Origin of the sequence: Bacteroides sp. RTP21281st1_H5_RTP21281_210402, assembly GCF_040918965.1 — a bacterium.
Classification (GTDB): Bacteria; Bacteroidota; Bacteroidia; order Bacteroidales; family Bacteroidaceae; genus Bacteroides; species Bacteroides congonensis.
Map to the genome: position 1 here is coordinate 9,907 of NZ_JBCOWR010000010.1, position 18,683 is coordinate 28,589.

10 protein-coding genes are annotated in these 18,683 nt (G+C 46.8%); all 10 read right to left on the reverse strand.

The window, feature by feature from the left end:
• Positions 1–26: 26 nt before the first annotated feature.
• The 10 genes from mreD to AB5443_RS15265 all read right to left on the reverse strand — a co-directional run bounded on the left by mreD (position 27) and on the right by AB5443_RS15265 (position 18,660).
• Entirely contained in the window at positions 27–524 is a 498-nt protein-coding gene (gene mreD / locus AB5443_RS15220; protein ID WP_022138792.1) for a rod shape-determining protein MreD, read from the reverse strand.
• Entirely contained in the window at positions 521–1,366 is an 846-nt protein-coding gene (mreC, locus tag AB5443_RS15225; protein ID WP_022138791.1) for a rod shape-determining protein MreC, read from the reverse strand. Before mreC ends, mreD begins: the two co-directional genes overlap by 4 nt.
• A gap of 7 nt (positions 1,367–1,373) precedes the next feature.
• On the reverse strand, positions 1,374–2,396 hold the full coding sequence (locus tag AB5443_RS15230) for a rod shape-determining protein (protein WP_022138790.1): 1,023 nt from the start codon (positions 2,394–2,396) through the stop codon (positions 1,374–1,376).
• A gap of 15 nt (positions 2,397–2,411) precedes the next feature.
• Positions 2,412–3,935, reverse strand: coding sequence for a bifunctional phosphoribosylaminoimidazolecarboxamide formyltransferase/IMP cyclohydrolase (purH, locus tag AB5443_RS15235; protein ID WP_022138789.1), 1,524 nt, complete (start codon positions 3,933–3,935; stop codon positions 2,412–2,414).
• Between the two features lie 151 nt (positions 3,936–4,086).
• On the reverse strand, positions 4,087–6,123 hold the full coding sequence (locus AB5443_RS15240) for a M13 family metallopeptidase (protein WP_195662903.1): 2,037 nt from the start codon (positions 6,121–6,123) through the stop codon (positions 4,087–4,089).
• A 90-nt stretch (positions 6,124–6,213) separates the two neighbouring features.
• Positions 6,214–8,169, reverse strand: a complete 1,956-nt coding sequence (abc-f, locus tag AB5443_RS15245) for a ribosomal protection-like ABC-F family protein (protein WP_277132209.1) — start codon at positions 8,167–8,169, stop codon at positions 6,214–6,216.
• Between the two features lie 157 nt (positions 8,170–8,326).
• The gene (locus AB5443_RS15250; protein ID WP_368114131.1) at positions 8,327–9,238 is read right to left on the reverse strand and encodes an NDP-sugar synthase; all 912 of its coding nucleotides are present in this window, start codon (positions 9,236–9,238) and stop codon (positions 8,327–8,329) included.
• A gap of 128 nt (positions 9,239–9,366) precedes the next feature.
• Positions 9,367–11,709 (reverse strand): BamA/TamA family outer membrane protein, encoded by a 2,343-nt coding sequence (locus AB5443_RS15255; protein ID WP_277131913.1) that lies wholly within the window; start codon positions 11,707–11,709, stop codon positions 9,367–9,369.
• 2 nt (positions 11,710–11,711) lie between these two features.
• Positions 11,712–16,223: a translocation/assembly module TamB domain-containing protein gene (locus AB5443_RS15260; RefSeq protein ID WP_368114130.1), complete on the reverse strand. Its 4,512-nt coding sequence runs from the start codon at positions 16,221–16,223 to the stop codon at positions 11,712–11,714.
• 115 nt (positions 16,224–16,338) lie between these two features.
• The gene (locus tag AB5443_RS15265) at positions 16,339–18,660 is read right to left on the reverse strand and encodes a sensor histidine kinase (protein WP_277131917.1); all 2,322 of its coding nucleotides are present in this window, start codon (positions 18,658–18,660) and stop codon (positions 16,339–16,341) included.
• Positions 18,661–18,683 lie beyond the last annotated feature (23 nt).

The window sequence follows — 18,683 nt, forward strand, 5'->3', positions numbered from 1 at the left end:
CTCTAATCTATAATCTTTTGCCATCTTTACTTCCTTATACCTTCAACAGCCACAATACAAGTTACAGTCAGAATGGTGCAAAGTAACACCCGCAGCAGCAACAGCCAAATGCCGGAAAACGAGAAGAACTCAATGGAGAGTAATGCCAAACTATGCACAAAAACACTTGCAGTAGTATATTTAAGGAAAGGAGTGATTCCCATCGTCTTGAAAGAAGGAATGAAACTATCCAGGTTGTCACGGGGAGTAAACAGACGCAGCAGGGAAGGACGAAGGAAAGCGAGGAGCACGGTAGCAGCCGCATTCATCCCCGGAGTATCGGCAAACACGTCGATGGTGAGTCCGAAAAAGAAGGCCCACAGCATCAGTTCATTCCGCGAAGTGCCGGAGTTGAACTTCAGTATAAAGTAAATATAGAGAAAGGGAGTAGCATATCCCGCTATATGTACGTTATTCAGGATAAGCACCTGAAGAAGTACCAGTCCGATAAACCATCCGATTCTATGTATATAGGTGATAATCATTCTTTTGTCGCCTTGTTTTCAAGTTTCTTCTGTTCCTCCTGACCGTTGCGCGCTACTACACGGACATCACCGAGTTTACCGAAATCGGTAGCCAGTTTTATCTTCAACAGGTAAGACAGCCCGTCGTTGGAGTCGGACATATCATCTACCGTACCCACCATAATACCTTCCGGGAATACGGTTGAGAAACCACTGGTCACTACGGTATCTCCCAAATTAAATTCCGCGTGACGGGGCAGGTCTTTCAGATAGGCATAGCGCGAATCTCCATGCTCCCACTTCAGATAACCGAAGTAATCACTGCCTATAATCTTGCAACTTATATTGGACTTGCTGTTCAATACGGAAATCACGACCGAATAAGAAGGAGACGTCTCGTACACAATACCCACAATTCCGTTGCCGTCTACCACTCCCATCTCGGGGCGGATGCCGGAAGAAGAACCTTTATCAAGGGTTATGTAGTTATCAGGCAGTGTCAGGCTGTTCTTTATCACATGCGCCTTGAACAGTTGATAATCATTCTGCGGCATCTGACGGATACTGTTGACAGTCACCGAATCGACCTGACGCTCTTTCAAGGCTTTCTCCAGGTTCGTGATTTGCTGCTCAAGCAACATATTACGATCCAACAAGTCTTCATTGACCGATTTCAGATGAAAATAAGAGGTAATTCCTCCCGAAACTTCATAAACCGCCCCCACAACCGTATTGGCAGAAGTAAAATAAGTACTCTGCTGATAGCGGTTGAACCGAAATAACAAAACAAAACTGGCTACCTCTAATATGATAAAGAGGAACCAGTAATTGTATTTCAGAAGGAAGTTTATTAAATTCCTCATCCCTGATTTATCTCATTAAGAAGGAGAAACGGTCTACATTCTTTAACGCAACTCCTGTACCTTTGGCAACAGCGTGCAAAGGATCTTCCGCAATGTGGAAAGGAATATTAATCTTGTCAGTCAGTCTCTTGTCCAGTCCACGAAGCAATGCGCCACCACCGGAAAGGTAGATACCATTGTGCACGATGTCAGCGTAAAGTTCGGGCGGAGTACATTCCAACGCGCTCAAGATAGCCGTTTCAATCTTCGAGATTGATTTCTCCAGACAGTGGGCTACTTCCTGATAGCATACGGGTACTTCCATCGGAAGGGCTGTGATACGGTTCGGGCCGTGAACAATATAATCTTCGGGAGCACCTTCGCCCAGTTCGGTCAAGGCAGCGCCTACGTTTATCTTGATACGTTCCGCCATACGCTCGCTGACTTTCACGTTATGCTGACGGCTCATGTATTCGCGGATATCTTCGGTCAGGTCGTCACCGGCAACACGGATGGAGTTGTTGGAAACGATACCTCCCAGGGAGATAACGGCAATTTCCGTAGACCCGCCACCTATATCGACGATCATGTTTCCTTCCGGTGCTTCTACGTCGATACCGATACCGATTGCCGCAGCCATCGGTTCGAAAATCAAGTAGACATCACGTCCGCCGGCATGCTCGGCCGAGTCACGAACGGCACGGAGTTCGACTTCCGTACTTCCCGAAGGAACGCCGATCACCATGCGGAGAGAGGGTGAAAATAAGTGGTTACGGGTATTTACCCGTTTAATCAATCCGCGCATCATCTGCTCGCAAGCATAGAAGTCGGCAATCACACCGTCTCTCAACGGACGGATAGTGCGTATGTTTTCGTGGGTCTTTTCATGCATCAACTTCGCCTTTTCCCCAACGGCAATCATCTTATCCGTACGACGATCCAAGGCTACAACCGAAGGCTCATCCACCACGATTTTTCCGTTCGTGATGATGATGGTATTGGCTGTGCCCAAGTCCATCGCAATTTCTTGTGTAAAAGAAAACAATCCCATTCTTTATTCTTATTATTAGTGTTTAAAATGACGGATACCGGTAGTAACCATCGCCATACCGTGCTCATTGCAATAAGCGAATGACAGGTCGTCTTTTACCGAACCTCCCGGTTGGATAACAGCCGTAACACCTTCCTTATCCGCAATTTCCACACAGTCGGGGAACGGGAAGAAGGCATCCGAAGCCATCACTGCACCATTCAGGTCGAAACCGAATGATTTAGCTTTTTCAATTGCTTGTTTCAATGCGTCTACACGTGAAGTCTGTCCTACACCGCTTGCGAGAAGTTGCTTGCCTTTTGCCAACACGATGGCATTGGACTTGCTGTTCTTCACGATTTTGTTGGCAAACAACATATCTTCTACTTCTTCGGGAGTAGGAGTTTTGTCTGTCACGGTTTTCAGGTCGGCTACCGTTTCAATATTAGTATCTTTATCCTGCACCAATACTCCGTTCAGCAGGGCGCGGAATTGCTTCTTCGGCAATTTGGCTTCCTTACGGACGAGGATGATGCGGTTCTTTTTCTGTCCCAGGATTTCGAGTGCATCCACGTCATAATCCGGTGCGATAATCACTTCGAAGAAAATCTTGTTGATTTCTTCGGCTGCTTCCTTGTCGATAACACCGTTGGTAATCAATACGCCGCCGAAAGCAGAAACAGGGTCACCTGCCAATGCGTCTTTCCATGCATCCAGTACGGTAGGGCGTGAAGCCAGGCCGCAAGCATTGTTGTGCTTCAGGATAGCGAAAGTGAGGTCGTCGAATTCGTCGATCAGGTCAACCGCCGCGTTGATGTCGAGAAGGTTGTTGTAAGAGATTTCCTTTCCGTGAATCTGGTCGAACATAGCTTCCAGATTTCCATAGAAATACCCTTTCTGATGCGGGTTTTCACCGTAGCGGAGTTGCTTTTGGTTGTTCACCGAGCAACGGAAAGCAGAGCCTTCGCCTGCATCGAAATAGTTGAAGATAGCTGAATCATAGTGGGAAGAAACGGCAAACGCTTCTTTTGCCATCCAACGGCGTTCTTCAAGTGAAGAAGTGGCGCCATGTTCCATCAACATATCCAGCAATGGTTTGTATTGAGCCTGTGAAGCTACGATGATAACATCATTATAGTTCTTGGCTGCGGCACGAATCAATGAGATTCCGCCTATATCTATTTTTTCAATAATGTCTGCTTCGGATGCGCCGGAAGCTACGGTAGCTTCAAACGGATACAAGTCTACAATTACCAAATCTATTTCAGGGATTTCATACTTCTCAATCTGTTGCATATCCTGCTCCAGTCCACGGCGACAAAGGATACCTCCGAAGATTTTCGGATGTAATGTCTTTACCCGACCACCGAGGATAGAAGGATAAGTGGTCAAATCTTCCACCGCCTTACAAGGATATCCCAATGATTCAATAAACTGACGAGTTCCGCCTGTTGACAGAAACTCTACTCCTTCTTCATGAAGTTTGGTAATAATTTCTTCCAAACCTTCTTTGTGGTATACAGATACCAGTGCAGTTTTTATTCTTTTAGATTCTGACATTGAATTGCCTATTAAGTATTTGATGCGCAAAGTTACGAAATATTGTTCATCGTACGTAATAAATAAGGTGTGAATTAATAAAAAAAAGCGTTGACTCTTCTATATGAAAAATCAACGCTTCTTCGCAAAGCTGGTTTCTATTCAAAAACTATTACCAAATAGACACGCGTTTGTCTTTAGGAACGAACATCGGGTCTTGCTCGGTAATGTTGAATGCTTCGTACCATGTTCCGATTTGAGGAAGCGCGCCGTCTACACGCCATTTGCCCAATGAGTGGGGGTCGAGTTTGGTCAATCGGAGAATTTCTTCCGGACGGATATTTCCCGCCCATACATTAGCGTAAGCAAGGAAGAAACGTTGTTCGGGGGTAAATCCGTCAACAGTTTCGAGCGGTGCGTTCGCTGTTGCGTTCTTGAAAGCCTGGTAGGAAACTTGAAGACCGCCATGGTCGGCTATGTTCTCACCGAGAGTCAGTTCACCGTTGGCATGTACGCCCGGAGCAACTTCAATACTGTCAAAGAAGTTCACCATCACTTGGGCACGTTCTTCGAACTTTTTGGCATCTTCTTCCGTCCACCAGTCTTTCAGGTTTCCGTCTTTGTCATATTGACGTCCCTGGTCGTCGAATCCGTGGGTCATTTCATGTCCGATAACGACTCCGATAGCACCGTAGTTCATGGCATCATCGGCATTCATATCAAAGAATGGCGGTTGCAGGATGGCTGCGGGGAAGCAGATTTCGTTCGTAGTCGGGTTATAGTATGCGTTGACAGTCTGCGGTGTCATCAGCCATTCGTCCTTGTCGACGGGCTTACCGGCCTTGGCAATCATTTCATTGTAATCCCATTGATTGGCACGTTCAATGTTTGCCCAGTAAGAATCGTTTTTAATCTCCAGTGCGGAGTAATCTTTCCATTTGTCCGGGTAGCCGATTTTTACATGGAAGGTAGCCAGTTTTTCCAAAGCTTTCTCTTTGGTCGGTTCGCTCATCCATTCCAGTCCTTTGATGCGTTCGCCCAAAGAAGTTTGCAGGTTCTTCACCAGTGTGACCATACGTTCTTTGGCAGCAGCGGGGAAGTATTTTTCTACGTACATCTGCCCTACTACTTCGCCGAGTACACCGTCTACCGTGCTTACAGAACGTTTCCAACGAGGTTGCATTTCTTTTTTGCCGGACATGGTACGGCTGTAGAAGTCGAAGTTCTGAGCTTCGAAGTCATCGCTCAGATAAGAAGCGGCGGCATCTATCAATCCCCATTGCAGATATAGTTTCTGTTCTTCCAATGGTACGGTATTGATAACATCGGCAACTTCTTTCATGGCAGCAGGCTGACCTATGTTCACTTCTTTGAGGTCTTTCAAACCGGAGATAGTGAAATATGTATCCCAATCGAAAGTCGGGAAGTTCTTTTTCAGCGTTTCCATGTCCATCTTGTTGTAGTTGGCATGAGGGTCACGCAGTTCTACCTGTGAACGGGCTGCTTTGGCAAGGCGGGTTTCGATGTTCATCACGGCTTTTACCGCTTTTTGTGCGGTAGCTTCATCATAGCCTGCCAACTGGAACATCTTGGCGATGTGTTCCTGATATTTGTTGCGGATATTTGCAGTCTGTTCGTCATCTTCAAGGTAATAGTCGCGTTGTCCCATTCCGATACCGCCCTGGTAGGTCTGCACCATATTCATGGAGCTGTTCATATCATCGGCGCTTACGAACATGGTGAAGTAAGGGCGGATGCCTTTCTTCTGGCTTTCGGCGATGTATGCGTAGATATCTTTCTTATCTTTGAGCGCGTCGATAGCTTCCAGTTCGGCTTTAATCGGAGCTACACCTTCCTGGTTCAGTTTCACGCTGTCCATTGCGATGTTGTAAAGGTCACCCACTTTTTGAGCGGCACTGCCCGGAGCATTGTCTGTCTTTGAAGCCAGTTCGGCAATCAAGGCTTTCAGTTGTTCACGGCTGTTTTCACGCAACATGTCGAATGTTCCGAAACGGGAGTACTCGTCCGTCAACGGATGGTCTTTCACCCAACCGCCACAAGCGTATTGATAAAAACTTGTACCCGGCATAGCCGTGGTATCCAGATTAGCAAGGTCGATACCGGACGTCAGCACGGCCTCTTTCTTACTGTTACATCCTGTTGTCATAAGGCATACGGCAAGAATTGGTAAATACTTGGTTACTTTCATATTCAATATAATAATTATAGAATTATCATGCTATTTGGTGTCAAAGTTACAGGTTCATTATATATAACGTTTAACACCCGTTGTTTTGTTCTAGCCTTTCACTTCTTCCAGCTCCATCGAAACACGCTCCCACTCTTCGACGATGGTATCCAACTGCTGTTTCAGTTTCTGATGATGTTCATACAGTTTCATGTCTGAAGCTCCTTCAGGAGTTGCCATTTTCTCTTCAACTATGGCAATCGCTGACTCGGTTTCTTCTATCGAGGTTTCACAATCCGCTACCTGCCGTTCGAGTTTCTTCACTTTCTTATTCAGTTCCTTCTGCGCTTCATAAGAGAGTTTGTTCTCTGAAGGCTGCGCCGACTCCTGTTCAGTCCCTTTAGCAGAAGCCGTAGGAGAAGACGATAACGACGCTCCTTTCTGAAGTTCGTTCAGGCTGTCTATCTTTTTCTTTTGCAAGAATTCATAGATGCCACTAAGGTGTTCTTTCACTACTCCACCACCGAACTCATATACTTTAGTCGCAAGCCCGTCCAAAAAATCACGGTCGTGGCTGACAAGAATGACTGTTCCGTCAAATTCGCGGATGGCTTCCTTCAATACATCTTTTGAACGCATATCCAAATGGTTGGTCGGTTCGTCGAGAATCAGGAAGTTGACAGGTTCGAGAAGCAGCTTAATCATTGCCAGTCGGGTACGTTCACCGCCGGAGAGGACTTTCACCTTTTTGTCCGAGGCTTCGCCGCCGAACATGAAAGCGCCCAGTATATCCCGTATCTTCAAACGGATGTCTCCTGTGGCTACACGGTCGATGGTATCGAATACGGTCAGGTTTTCATCCAGCATCTGGGCTTGGTTCTGTGCGAAATAGCCGATTTGGACATTGTGACCGATGGTGAGCTTGCCGTCAAAGTCAATCTCTCCCATGATGCATTTTACCAAAGTAGACTTACCTTCACCGTTCTTACCGACAAATGCGACTTTTTCGCCCCGGTTGATGGTGAGGTTCACGTCATGGAAAACGACGTGGTCACCATAGGCTTTGCGCACGTCTTCACAGATAACGGGATAGTTTCCGCTACGACTGGCAGGCGGAAATTTCAAACGCAATGCGGAGTTGTCTTCTTCGTCCACTTCGATGCGGTCTATCTTTTCCAGTTGCTTGATACGACTTTGCACTTGTACGGCTTTGGTAGCCTTATAGCGGAAGCGTTCGATAAAATCTTCCGTGTCCTGTATCTGTTTCTGTTGGTTTTCGTAGGCACGAAGTTGCTGTTCGCGACGTTCCTTGCGCAAAACGACAAACTCGTCATATTTCACCTTATAGTCATAAATCTGCCCACAAGTAATCTCAATCGTACGGGTAGTCACATTATTAAGGAAAGCACGGTCATGGCTGACTAACACAACTGCATTGGCACGGGTTGCCAGGAAATTTTCCAACCATTGGATACTTTCAATATCAAGGTGGTTGGTCGGCTCGTCGAGCAGGAGTACATCCGGACGACGAAGCAGCAGTTTTGCCAATTCGATACGCATACGCCATCCACCGGAGAATTCGGAAGTGGGACGTTCAAAGTCTTCCCGGCTGAAGCCGAGTCCGAGGAGTGTGCGTTCGATTTCTGCCTGGTAGTTTGTGCCCCCCATCATCAAGTAGCGGTCGTTCTCGTGGGTGAAGCGGTCTATCAATTGGTGATATTCTTCCGAATCATAGTCTGTCCGCTCAGCAAGTTCCTGATTCATCCGTTCCAACTTCGCCTGAAGTTCAAATATATGTTCAAATGCCAGTTCCGCCTCTCCCATCACCGTCCGGTTGTCGGAGAGAATCATGACCTGTGGCAAATATCCGATGGTAACATCTTTCGGAGTAGCTACGACTCCATGTGTCGGCGACTGTAAGCCCGCCAATATTTTAAGCATGGTGGATTTACCCGCACCATTCTTGCCGACCAACGCAATACGGTCTTTCTTATTAATGACATAACTGACATCCGAAAAAAGCGGCGTCGCATTAAATTCTACTGATAATCCTTCTACTGAAATCACTTCTGTCTCTGATTTATAAGATTTTGGACTGCAAAGATAACGCATCCAAACGGAATTAGCTGCTTCCGGGACGATGGAATTTAATAGTAAGGACACAAAAAAGGCGTAGATATGCATTAAATTGCATAGCCTACGCCTTATTTCAATATTTTCTTAATCAGAACAACTTAGCAGGATATTCACCGGCATCTACCAATGCCTGAATCTTGTCTACTACGCTCTGACGGTCTTCCGGATAAGTAACACCGAACCATTTGCTGGTAGTATCAAGAACTTCTACTGTCGCAGTTCCGTCATTAATCAATTTATCCACCATCAACGGGATGAAGAATTCGCTCTTCAGGTTTTCCATGTTCTTCGGGTCACTCAGGAAAGTTTTGAAAAACTCTTCGCTGTATGCAAAGTAATCAGGAGTGAAGCCCCAGAAGTTCATACTTACCGAAGTAGTGTCGGGAGTAGCAGTCCATTCACCGTTGTCGTCAATGTATTTCACTTCGCCGTCAAGACGTTGAATTTTTGTACGTTCTACGACAGAAGTCAACAGACCTTTAGCATCTGTACTACAAATACCACGGGATACTGTACCGCTCTCACTTAATGTATTTCCTACACGGAAACCTACCATTGAGTAAACGTTCTTTGAATTTTCAGGAAGAGCGGAAAGGAATTTACCCATTACCTGGAAAGAGTCACGACCGTAGAAGTCATCGCAGTTGATTACCGCAAACGGTTCTTTAATCACATCGGCACCCATCATCACCGCATGGTTAGTACCCCAAGGTTTGGTGCGGTCTGCCGGGCAAGTGAAGCCTTCGGGAAGATCGTCGATAGACTGGAATACCAGTTCGCAAGGAATGTGGCCTTCGTATTTGGAAATAATTTTATCACGGAAATCTTGTTCAAAATCTTTGCGGATTACAAATACAAGCTTGCCAAATCCGGCATTGATAGCATCATAGATAGAGTAATCCATAATAGTTTCGCCATTAGGGCCCAGACCATCCAATTGTTTCAAGCCTCCATAACGGCTGCCCATACCGGCTGCCAATAAGAATAAAGTTGGTTTCATAAATTGTGTAATATTAAAAGGTTAGTGATGTCAACGGCATCAGATTTCGGTGCAAATTTACAAAAATAGTTGATACCGACAGGACAAATATCAATCATTATTCACTAAAAGCGTACAAAAATCATTCACTAGAAGGGGTAACCGATAGCAAAATGTATTCCCAGATTCTTGAAGAAAGCTCCGGTGACATTGTAATAACCGCTCCGTTCCGTGTCATACGGCAGATGTAAAGGAATACCGAAGTCGAGACGGAAGACGAGGATATCCATGTCGTAGCGGACACCGAGCCCCGTGCCCAAAGCGATCTGTTTCGGGAAAGTTTTCAGGCGGAGCTGCGAATTGGGGCGAGCCTCATCCTTACGCATCAGCCAGACGTTTCCTGCATCGAGGAAGGTGGCTCCCCAGATGCTCTTGAAGATGCGGAAACGATATTCCACATTCGCTTCGAAGCGGAAAGTTCCTGTCTGGTCAAGATAGGAATACCGGCTTTCTTCAGGATGGTATCCACCCGGTCCGATGCTACGTACCGTGAAGGCACGGATACTGTTGGCACCACCTACGTAGAATTGTTCGCTATATGGGGCTATGGTGGAATTACCATAAGAGAAGAGAGCACCCAGTGCTACGCGGGAAGCAATCTTATTATTCTTATCCATATTCCATAAATGGCGGAATTCGGTGTTGAATTTCATAAATTGGGAGAACGGCGCACCCAGAAGCTTTTTCCCTTCTTCATCGTACGGACGGCCAAAAGCACGGTAGATGGTAGATGTCAAGTTTCCGGCAGAAGTAACAGTGGATTGCCACCAAATAGGATTCTTTACCCGGCGTACCGAAGCGTTGTCATAGGTGTATGTGTATTCCATGGCCGGGATAAATTGGTTGTCCAAGCTGATATATAGCGCAGGATTGGCAGCGGCTATTTCCTGGAATTCTTTCGTACGATGCTGTAAGACATTAAACGTCAGTTTGAAAGGCGTAATGCTATGACGGCTTGTGCGGGTCGGTTGGAAATCATAGGTTGCGTTTCCACCGAATGACAATAGTTTGTAATACTTGGCACGGTTCAACTGGTCGACGTATAGGCGGAATGTAGTGGTAGCCGGGAAGTCAAATTCCATTTTACCCAGGCGGGGGAATACGACTCTCGGGAAGGTGAGAGATGTGGAAAGCCCCATTTCCCAACTGTTCATTAACGAACTTTTGTTTCCGCCACCGGTTTGCCATTCATAAGAGCCTTTCAGTTTTACGTTCCAGCTTTCTCCACCACCGAATACGTTGTTACGGGTGACTCCGAATGAGGCACCGGGACCGGTCTGGTCGTTACTTTTGGTTACTACATTAAGTTCCAGTTCGGCATCCAGCGGTTTGGCGAAAGTGGCCTGCATCGTAATATCCAATGTATCGCAGAGGGCTGTCGTATCTTTGGGAGCGTATTGTATGTCCATATAGCTGAATATTCCCAGTTGGCTAAGTTTCTCCTGTACCTGCTCCTGACGATACTGGCTGTAAAGGCGGGTGCGGTTGGAAGCGCGCATTTGGGCATTACGCACAAATTGCTGATAATTCAGCCAACGGTAGAGCATATTGGGACGAACCTGTAATTTATTGTAATAGTGAATACTAAGGTTCTTGTATAGCATACTGTCGTTCGGGGCTTCGCCGTTCTTTCCAAACAGATAGACAGACGCATCGCCTACATAATAGGGACGTTGTGCAGCAGCGGGTAATCCCGGAACGGGAATCAAGCGCAGGCTGATATGTCCGCCGGGAATCAAGGTTGTATCTGCCTGGTATGTCATATAGTCGGGACGGAAATAAAAATATCCGCGGTTACGCAGCAGCGTGCTGATGCGGGTACGTTCTTCGTCCAGGTCTACCACGCTGAACTGTTCGCCGGGACTTATATAGGACATCCGGCGTCCGTGCTCCATAATCCGTAGGGTTTGAGGGGTGAAACGCTGATAATAAACCGTATCAATGAAGTAGGGATTCTTCATATCTACCGTATAGACGATACTTGCTTTCAGACTGTCTTTCTTGTCGACCAGTGTTTGGTAAGTCACTTTTCCGTTGAAATAGCCATAATCACGCAACAGGTTGGTTGTTACTTTGATGCGGACATCCGGATTGACGGTAGAGATAAAGACAGGCGGATTGGCGGCAAAGCGGTTGAACATCCACTTGCCGAAGCCTTTTTTGTATTTCACGAAATCGTTGTACATCCACATTTTGAAAGGGATGGGCAGAAATCCGCCGAACATTTTCGTACTGGGAGTTTTGTCGAGAGCGGCATTAATTTCAGTCAGAGCTGTCACACCTACCGGTGTAGTCGATTTATTCTCTACAACAGTTTTACTACCGGTATAAAGCACTTCCCCTTCGGGCAGATGCTTTGTCACCGAACAGCCGGAAAACAGGATGATACCAATCAGACTTATTACTACTATGTTACTATATATACTTTTCATGCTTACTTCTTTTTCTTAAAGATGAACAGTTCACTGAGCTTATCCAGTTTCTTGCGAAGTACCAGACCGACTCCGGTTTCCGTAATCTCGCCTTCGAGCACACTCTCGTAGTTCTTGTCATAGAACAGACGGACGTAGCGTGTCCCTGTCCTATCCAAACGGTATTCCAGAGAGATATTATCGATAAAGGATTCGGCATCGTTCGCCGCATTCTCGCCTGTTGATACCTTCCCGCCAATCACAATCTGGAAACGGTTATTGAAGAGACGTTGCGAATAACGGAAACTATAATCCGTACGCTTGCCACCCGTATCCGAGTTATCATGGTCTTCGACACCGACAGAGAGACTTGCATTTTTCAGGTTACCCATCAATGAGTTAATCTGGCTGCTCAATACGGAAGTCAGGGCGGAACCCATGTTCAGTTTACCGAGTCCACCGCCGCCACCGCCAATCGGCCCGGTGCCGAGGTAAGTTTTCATTACCATGATATATAGTGCTTGTTTACCGCGTTCTTCGGCACCCATAGCAGTCAGTTCATTTTGTACAGTCGCATCTTCGGGAGCTGACACATCGAATGCAAACGAAAGATTATCCAAACGGTTCTTGACTACGACGGAGACGTCGAAGTTGACCATGCGGCTTCCGCCGTTCTCGCCTTCGGATACGGACGCACGGATGCGGTCGGTCGCCTTGAAGTTCAGCATTGGATCCATCGGATTTCCCGTCCATTCCACATAGCTGCCGTTGTCAATGGCAAATTCTTTTGCCGCAATTACCGGCAGAGCGTATTTCATCAGACCGCCACTCAAGGTGTAACGTCCGGTCAGGGTCAGGTCACCTTGCGGAGTGTATTTCATGGAGAGGTCACCGCCGCCTTCCAATTCGATGCGGTTGTCATTGCTTGCGTCCAAATCGACTTTTACCCGGACGGACGGGTCGATATGCACCATCATCGCCATATCCAGTCCGCCTAACGAGACGGTCGGCACTTCCTGGCGGACAACGGTCGTGGTGTCACTGAATGAGGTGAAGGTCACAAGGCTTCCCAAGCGGTCTTGTACGGTTAATGGCGAGTCGGTCAAGACATACGAGACGTCGGTATTACCTAACAGGCTTACGTTTCCACGCATATTAAGCCCATCCAAAGGCCCTTTCACCGTTGCACGGAAATCGGCGAATACTTTACCATAAACCAAGCTTTCACGGGTGCGTTTGGCATCCAGCAAGGTATAGTTCTGTGCCAGCATATTCAGGTTTGCCATCGGACGGCTCATATCACGGAAGTCTACATAGCCGTCAATGGTAAACGGATTCTTCGATGTAGTGTAGATAGCGAATTTATCAAATAACAGCCGGTTATTTTTTATCTGCACAGGACGATTGTCAAACATGAAACGGGCACCATACTGGCGGGAAAGGACAGCAACGCTATCCAGTATCAGTTCGCCGTTTATCAAAGGCTGCTCCGTGCTGCCCGTGATGTTCAGATTACCATCCATATCGCCGGACAAGGTGACCATCTGGTCGGGAATAAATACATTGGCTACCCGGAGCGGGAAATGTTCCAGTGTCGTATTCACTTCCAGGCTGTCTTTACCCGTCCGGGTGGGAAGCAGTTTTCCATCCGCTACCAGTACTTCCACCTGGTCATGATTCAAGTAAGCATTCAGATATTGTTTTCCCTGTTCGCCGGGCAACCAGGTAGCGCCCAATGCAACGTCACCGATACGTTGGCGTTCATAGGTCAATTCATTAATAGACGCCTCAGCTGAGAGTTGCAAATCCTTTTCTGTCTGTATATAATGAGCTTCTAACGAGAACAATCCGGTTATTTCGGGGAAATAAGGCAATACACTCGTTATCTCTTGCAGACGGATTCTTCGTATTTCAACGTCTATATTCTGCAAAGATACCGTATCTCCTTGCACAGAATGAACTCGAAATCCCATTCCTTCCTCATCCCACATATCCACGTTGGCATATACACGCATATTCTTATGCAGGTATATCCAGTTGTGATTCTCGTTGAAATGGAACTTCTGGAAGGCGACAATCGGATTTTCCGGAATCAGCGTAAAAGCTATTCCATTCCCCCTGCCCTGTCCTTCGAAAAGAGGACGGGCGTTGACACCCAATAATACGCCTGTTTCTCCTTTGCCGTTTTTGTAATCTACCAGTAATTCTGCGTCACGGTCACGGATTTCTCCTGTCAGAGTGGTGGAGAAAGAGAATTGAGGGTTCTTCGGCCCGTTTATCACTCCGGCACGCAGCTTCATAAGCGTGGTATCTTGTTTGACGGTGAAGAAGATGGTATCCAGTTGTAACGTGTCCATTTTCAATGCATGTATGGCAGCCTTACCGTTGATTCCCCAATCGGGAGCTGTGCCGAATTTCATGGAAGCATCATGATAAGATATGTTCTTGGTAGCCAGGAAATAGGCCAACGGATTCTCTTTTCCTGCGGAGAAAGAGAGAATGGCTGTCGGCAATGCCTCGCGCAGTTCGGCATGGTTCAAGGCCTTTTCTTCTATCTGCTTCATCAATACATCTACGAAATGGGTAGACTGACGAATCAAAGGATTAACACCGGAACAGGCACTCAGGTTGAGTTTCATATCGCCTGATATCAGGTGCGCAAAGACACGGTTCTGACGGGCTTCGGCAGAAAGATTGAAAGCGAGCGGGCGCTTCATCGGTTCGGGCATCAGTCCCAGTTCGTGTAAATCGAGTTGGGTAACGTCAACCGTTACTTTTCCGTCGGGATAGCTGTGTGCCAGGTTGTATTCGGCATCTGTCGTCATTTTCAACAGAGCATTATCACTTGTCAGATTAGCTGTCACTAATGCACCTTTCAAAGCTCCCGTCAGATTAACATTGGAGAGATGGTATTGGGCATAGTGAAGCTGGTCTAACGTCAAATCCAGTTTGGCGTAAGAGTGATAAGACATAATATCCAAGCCGCGTCCATCGGCAGTTGCCGAAAGAGAGAGTTCGTAAATAGAGTCTTTCGGCAGGAAGTTATGGAGTTGAAGGTTGTCAATTTTCAGGTCGGCTTTGTAGACTTCGGTAGCTGTGTTTAGCGCAGCATTCACATCCATTGCTCCTTGTCCTTCTTTCAGGTGCAGTTTTGCTTTGTATTCAGGGCCTTTGATGTCAACCTGGGCAACCATGTTCATGCTGTCGGGGATGACAATCGTTCCATTAGGAGCTTCACCGGACAAAGCAGTCAGGAAGTTCAGGTTTTGAGTAATCATCTTCAGCCCGATGGTTCCCGAACGGGTGATGCTGTCAGCCAGGTTTTCGAGGATACCGCCGCCTTCTAAAGAGAATGCGCCCGGAAGGTCAACCGTAAAACGGGAAATCTGCATTTCTTTCAGGTTGCCGTCCGTACCAGCGCGGATAACAAGGGGACGGAAAGGATAGGCTTCTTTGAAGCTATCCGGCAGTTCTCCGGTGAATAGCATAACATCTTCTTTGCCAATATAGGCATTGAGATTGGCAGAAAGGCGTCCTGTAGTCGGGATATTGACAAGTTCCCAATAAGTATTAGCGGATAAATCTATTTCGGAATGAGGAGTTTGCAGTTTCAAGCCGGGAATGCTAATGATTGAATCGTTGGAGTATGCCCTGCCTGTCAGTGAGGTGATGCTTAGTCCGGAACGTTCGTTCATGGTAAATTCACGAATGATGGCGTTCATATCCCTACCCTTATATAATAAGGAGTCAAGACCGATGCGGACATCACGAACGGCAATATGGGAAGCGTCGAAACCATCGACGGGCTTGACGGCTCCGGTGTCGTAGCTGGCGGAAGTGCCCGATAGCAGGAACTTCTTCAAACCATAGAACTGATTTTTCAAGTCGGCTCGGGCATCGTCAATAGCTGCTTCGCCGATATGTGCCGCCATCCGCATGGAGTCAGCAGGAAGTTGCATACTGAACGATACGTTTTTCAGTTTCAGTTGATGAAGGTCTACTTTCCAGTTTATGGGGGCGGAAGCTGTAGTATCTTTCGGAGTAGTCGTGGTGTCGTTCATCAGCAGTTGCACGTGGGTGTCGGAGAGTTCCGCCTGGTTGATGACTGCTATTTCATTGGATAGGTCAACGCCGTGACTTTGCAAGAAAAAGTGTCCTAAAACTCCTTGTATCTGCATTCCTTCTATCATATTGGCAGAATTGACGGCAACCCGGTTCAAGGTCACTTCGTCTACTTCGACTTTTCCTTTGATGAGAGGCCATGCCTGCACACGTACATTCAGACTTTCCAAAGACAAGAGTGTGTCCGGCTGCTGAATGACTTCCACGCCACGTACCAATAGATTGAGCGGAAAACGAAGGTCGATCCGTTCCACCTGAATCTGCATTCCGGTTGCTTTTGATGCATAAGCAGTTACCTCCCGACGCAAAAGATTCTGTACGGGCGGAATGTAAAGCAATACCATTAGTATTACAAAGAGTATTATAGGAGTAAGCAGTATCCAGCTTACCCATCGTATCCATTTTCGTTTCATGTAAAAATGTGCCAGTGTAAATAAGGTGACACAAAGTAAACAATTTATTTTGAGAAAAGGTTTGGATAACGGCAAGAAAGATATAGTGACTGGCTAAGGAGTAGAATATTTCTGCCTAATCGACGTTTTTCATCGACATCAAATAGCTTTCCGCTTCGCTGATTATCATACAAACTGTTAACAATGTAGTCGACGTTGCATCGCCTATCTCACTCGTGAAAGATTCTCCACGACAGGATTCCAGGTATTTCAAAGGGGCTATGGCTTCGGATGCACCTATCAGTGTGAGAAGGGGGAGCAACTTATGTGCCATAGCGGCTATTCCGTCCGTATCTTTATCGGCCAGGGCTTGCTGCATCCGTTCAATATTTTTTTGGGTTTCTTCTATGAAGGTCTGAATGATAGAGCAGGCCGCTTCGGAATCATCTTCGGAATAGGCGGTAAGTGCGGAGAAGTTTATTCCGGTGTTTCCCATGTCTTCTGTGATATGGGCTTCGTCAGCCGAAAGCTGTCCTTCGTTGACGGTCAGCAGTAGTTCTTTCACGGTAAATGGTTTATGCAGGCATCCGGCAAAGCCGTGTTCGTGCAGGACAGCCTTATCCATTTCGCTACGGGCGGTCACGGCAATCACAGGAATGGTCTTTGCTTGCGGTATGTTAGATGTACGCAGCAGTTTCACTAAATCGAAGCCGTTAATGGCCGGCATTTGTATGTCTGTCAGTAGTACGTCGAACACTGAGGTTCGGAGTTGTTCTATCAGCTCTTCGAGTTGCTCGCAGCATACCGCATCAATGCCGTGTTGTTTCAACATGGCGGCTGTCAGACTAAGCTGGATTTTATCATCGTCAATCAAAAGGACTCGGATTACTTTCATCGAAGGAACGACAATCGCCCCTTCGTCCATATCCATAGTTTCGCTTTCGGATGATGGTTTACTTTCCATGATGGATTCTCCAATCGGATAAAGCGGCAAAACGACGGTGAAGCAACTCCCCTCACCTAATGTGCTTTCTACGCTGATTTTTCCTTCGAGCAAAGTAACCAGTTTTTTCACGATGGACAAGCCGAGCCCGAAACCTTCTTCTCCTTGCGCACCGGAAAGACGTGTAAATTCCTGGAAGATGCGTTCACGGTCTTCTGTTGCCATCCCTTTTCCGGTGTCTGCAATGGCTATTGTCAGTTTAGAGGATTCATAAGTGGCCGTGAGCGTGATTTCGCCTTTCTGTGTGAATTTTACGGCGTTGGATACAAGATTATTCACGATTTGCCGGAGTCGCAGAGGGTCGCTGATATATTTTCCGTTTAATTCCGAAGCTACGTGACATTGCAAAGTCAGTCCTTTGGCAGCGGTCAATGGTTCGAAACTGACATAGATTTCATCAAAGAGTTGGGAAGGATTAAAGGTGACACGGTTCACTTCCGCTTTATTGAGGTCGAGCCGATGGAAGTCGAGCAAGTCACTTACCAGTTTCAACAAATGTTCCGAAGAACTTTTCATATTATCGAGATAGAAGCGCTGGCGTTCGTCCTCGGTCAGTCGGGACAGAAGTTCGGTATATCCCATGATAGAGCCCAGCGGCGCTTTAAAGTCATGAGTGATGGCAAGCATCAGTTTCTCACGGGCGACGAGCAGGTCTTCCGCCCGCCTGTTGGCTATTTCAAGTTCACGGCGATAGCGGTTGCTACGGGAGATATCCCGCATAATCAATATCAGGAAAAAGGCGGACAGCAATACGGCACCAATGGCAATGCCGGCAATGATACGCGCCGAACGCATTCGCACTTCCTGTTGGAGTTCGGCATCCTGACGGGCACGTAAGGTCATCTCTTCCTCGTATTGTTTTATCAGGGTATCCATCCGGGCTGTCAACTGAGTATTCATCCGCTGGTACTTCGTACTGGTGCGGCGGATTGTTTTTCTGCGTTGCAGCCGTTTCTCTTCCGTAGCCATGCGGATTTTCTGTTGCAGGGAGTCTTTTGAAGAAGTCGGTTCGAGAATGGTATCTGTGGCTATTTCCAGTGATGTGTTGACTAATACGGCACTGTCCTGTTTGGAAGGGACAAATACTTCCGACAGCCGCTTGAAAAAACCTTTCTTTTTAGGGGTGGTTATCAAAGAATCACGTTTGGTTATGACGCGATGTTGCACCCGTTGCTGAACAATGATAGAGTCTTGTTCGGATATGATTTCTTCGATTTCTGAAGCGGAAAGAAGGCTGTCGTTTGCTTCGCTCAACACCCGTAACATCTGAATTGTATTCTGATCCTTCTCATGGAGAAGAGCCAGAAGGCTGTCCGTCCGCAGGTTCTGCTGGTCATCCGCAGCCGACAAGGTTTCCATCTCCCGATGTACAAACACCAAAGAAAAAAGAAGTATTGCCAGTAACAAGGTGTAACCGGCGGTGATTTTTAACTTTGTGAAACGGAAGGAAGCCATCGGGTATTAAATATTAAGTTTTT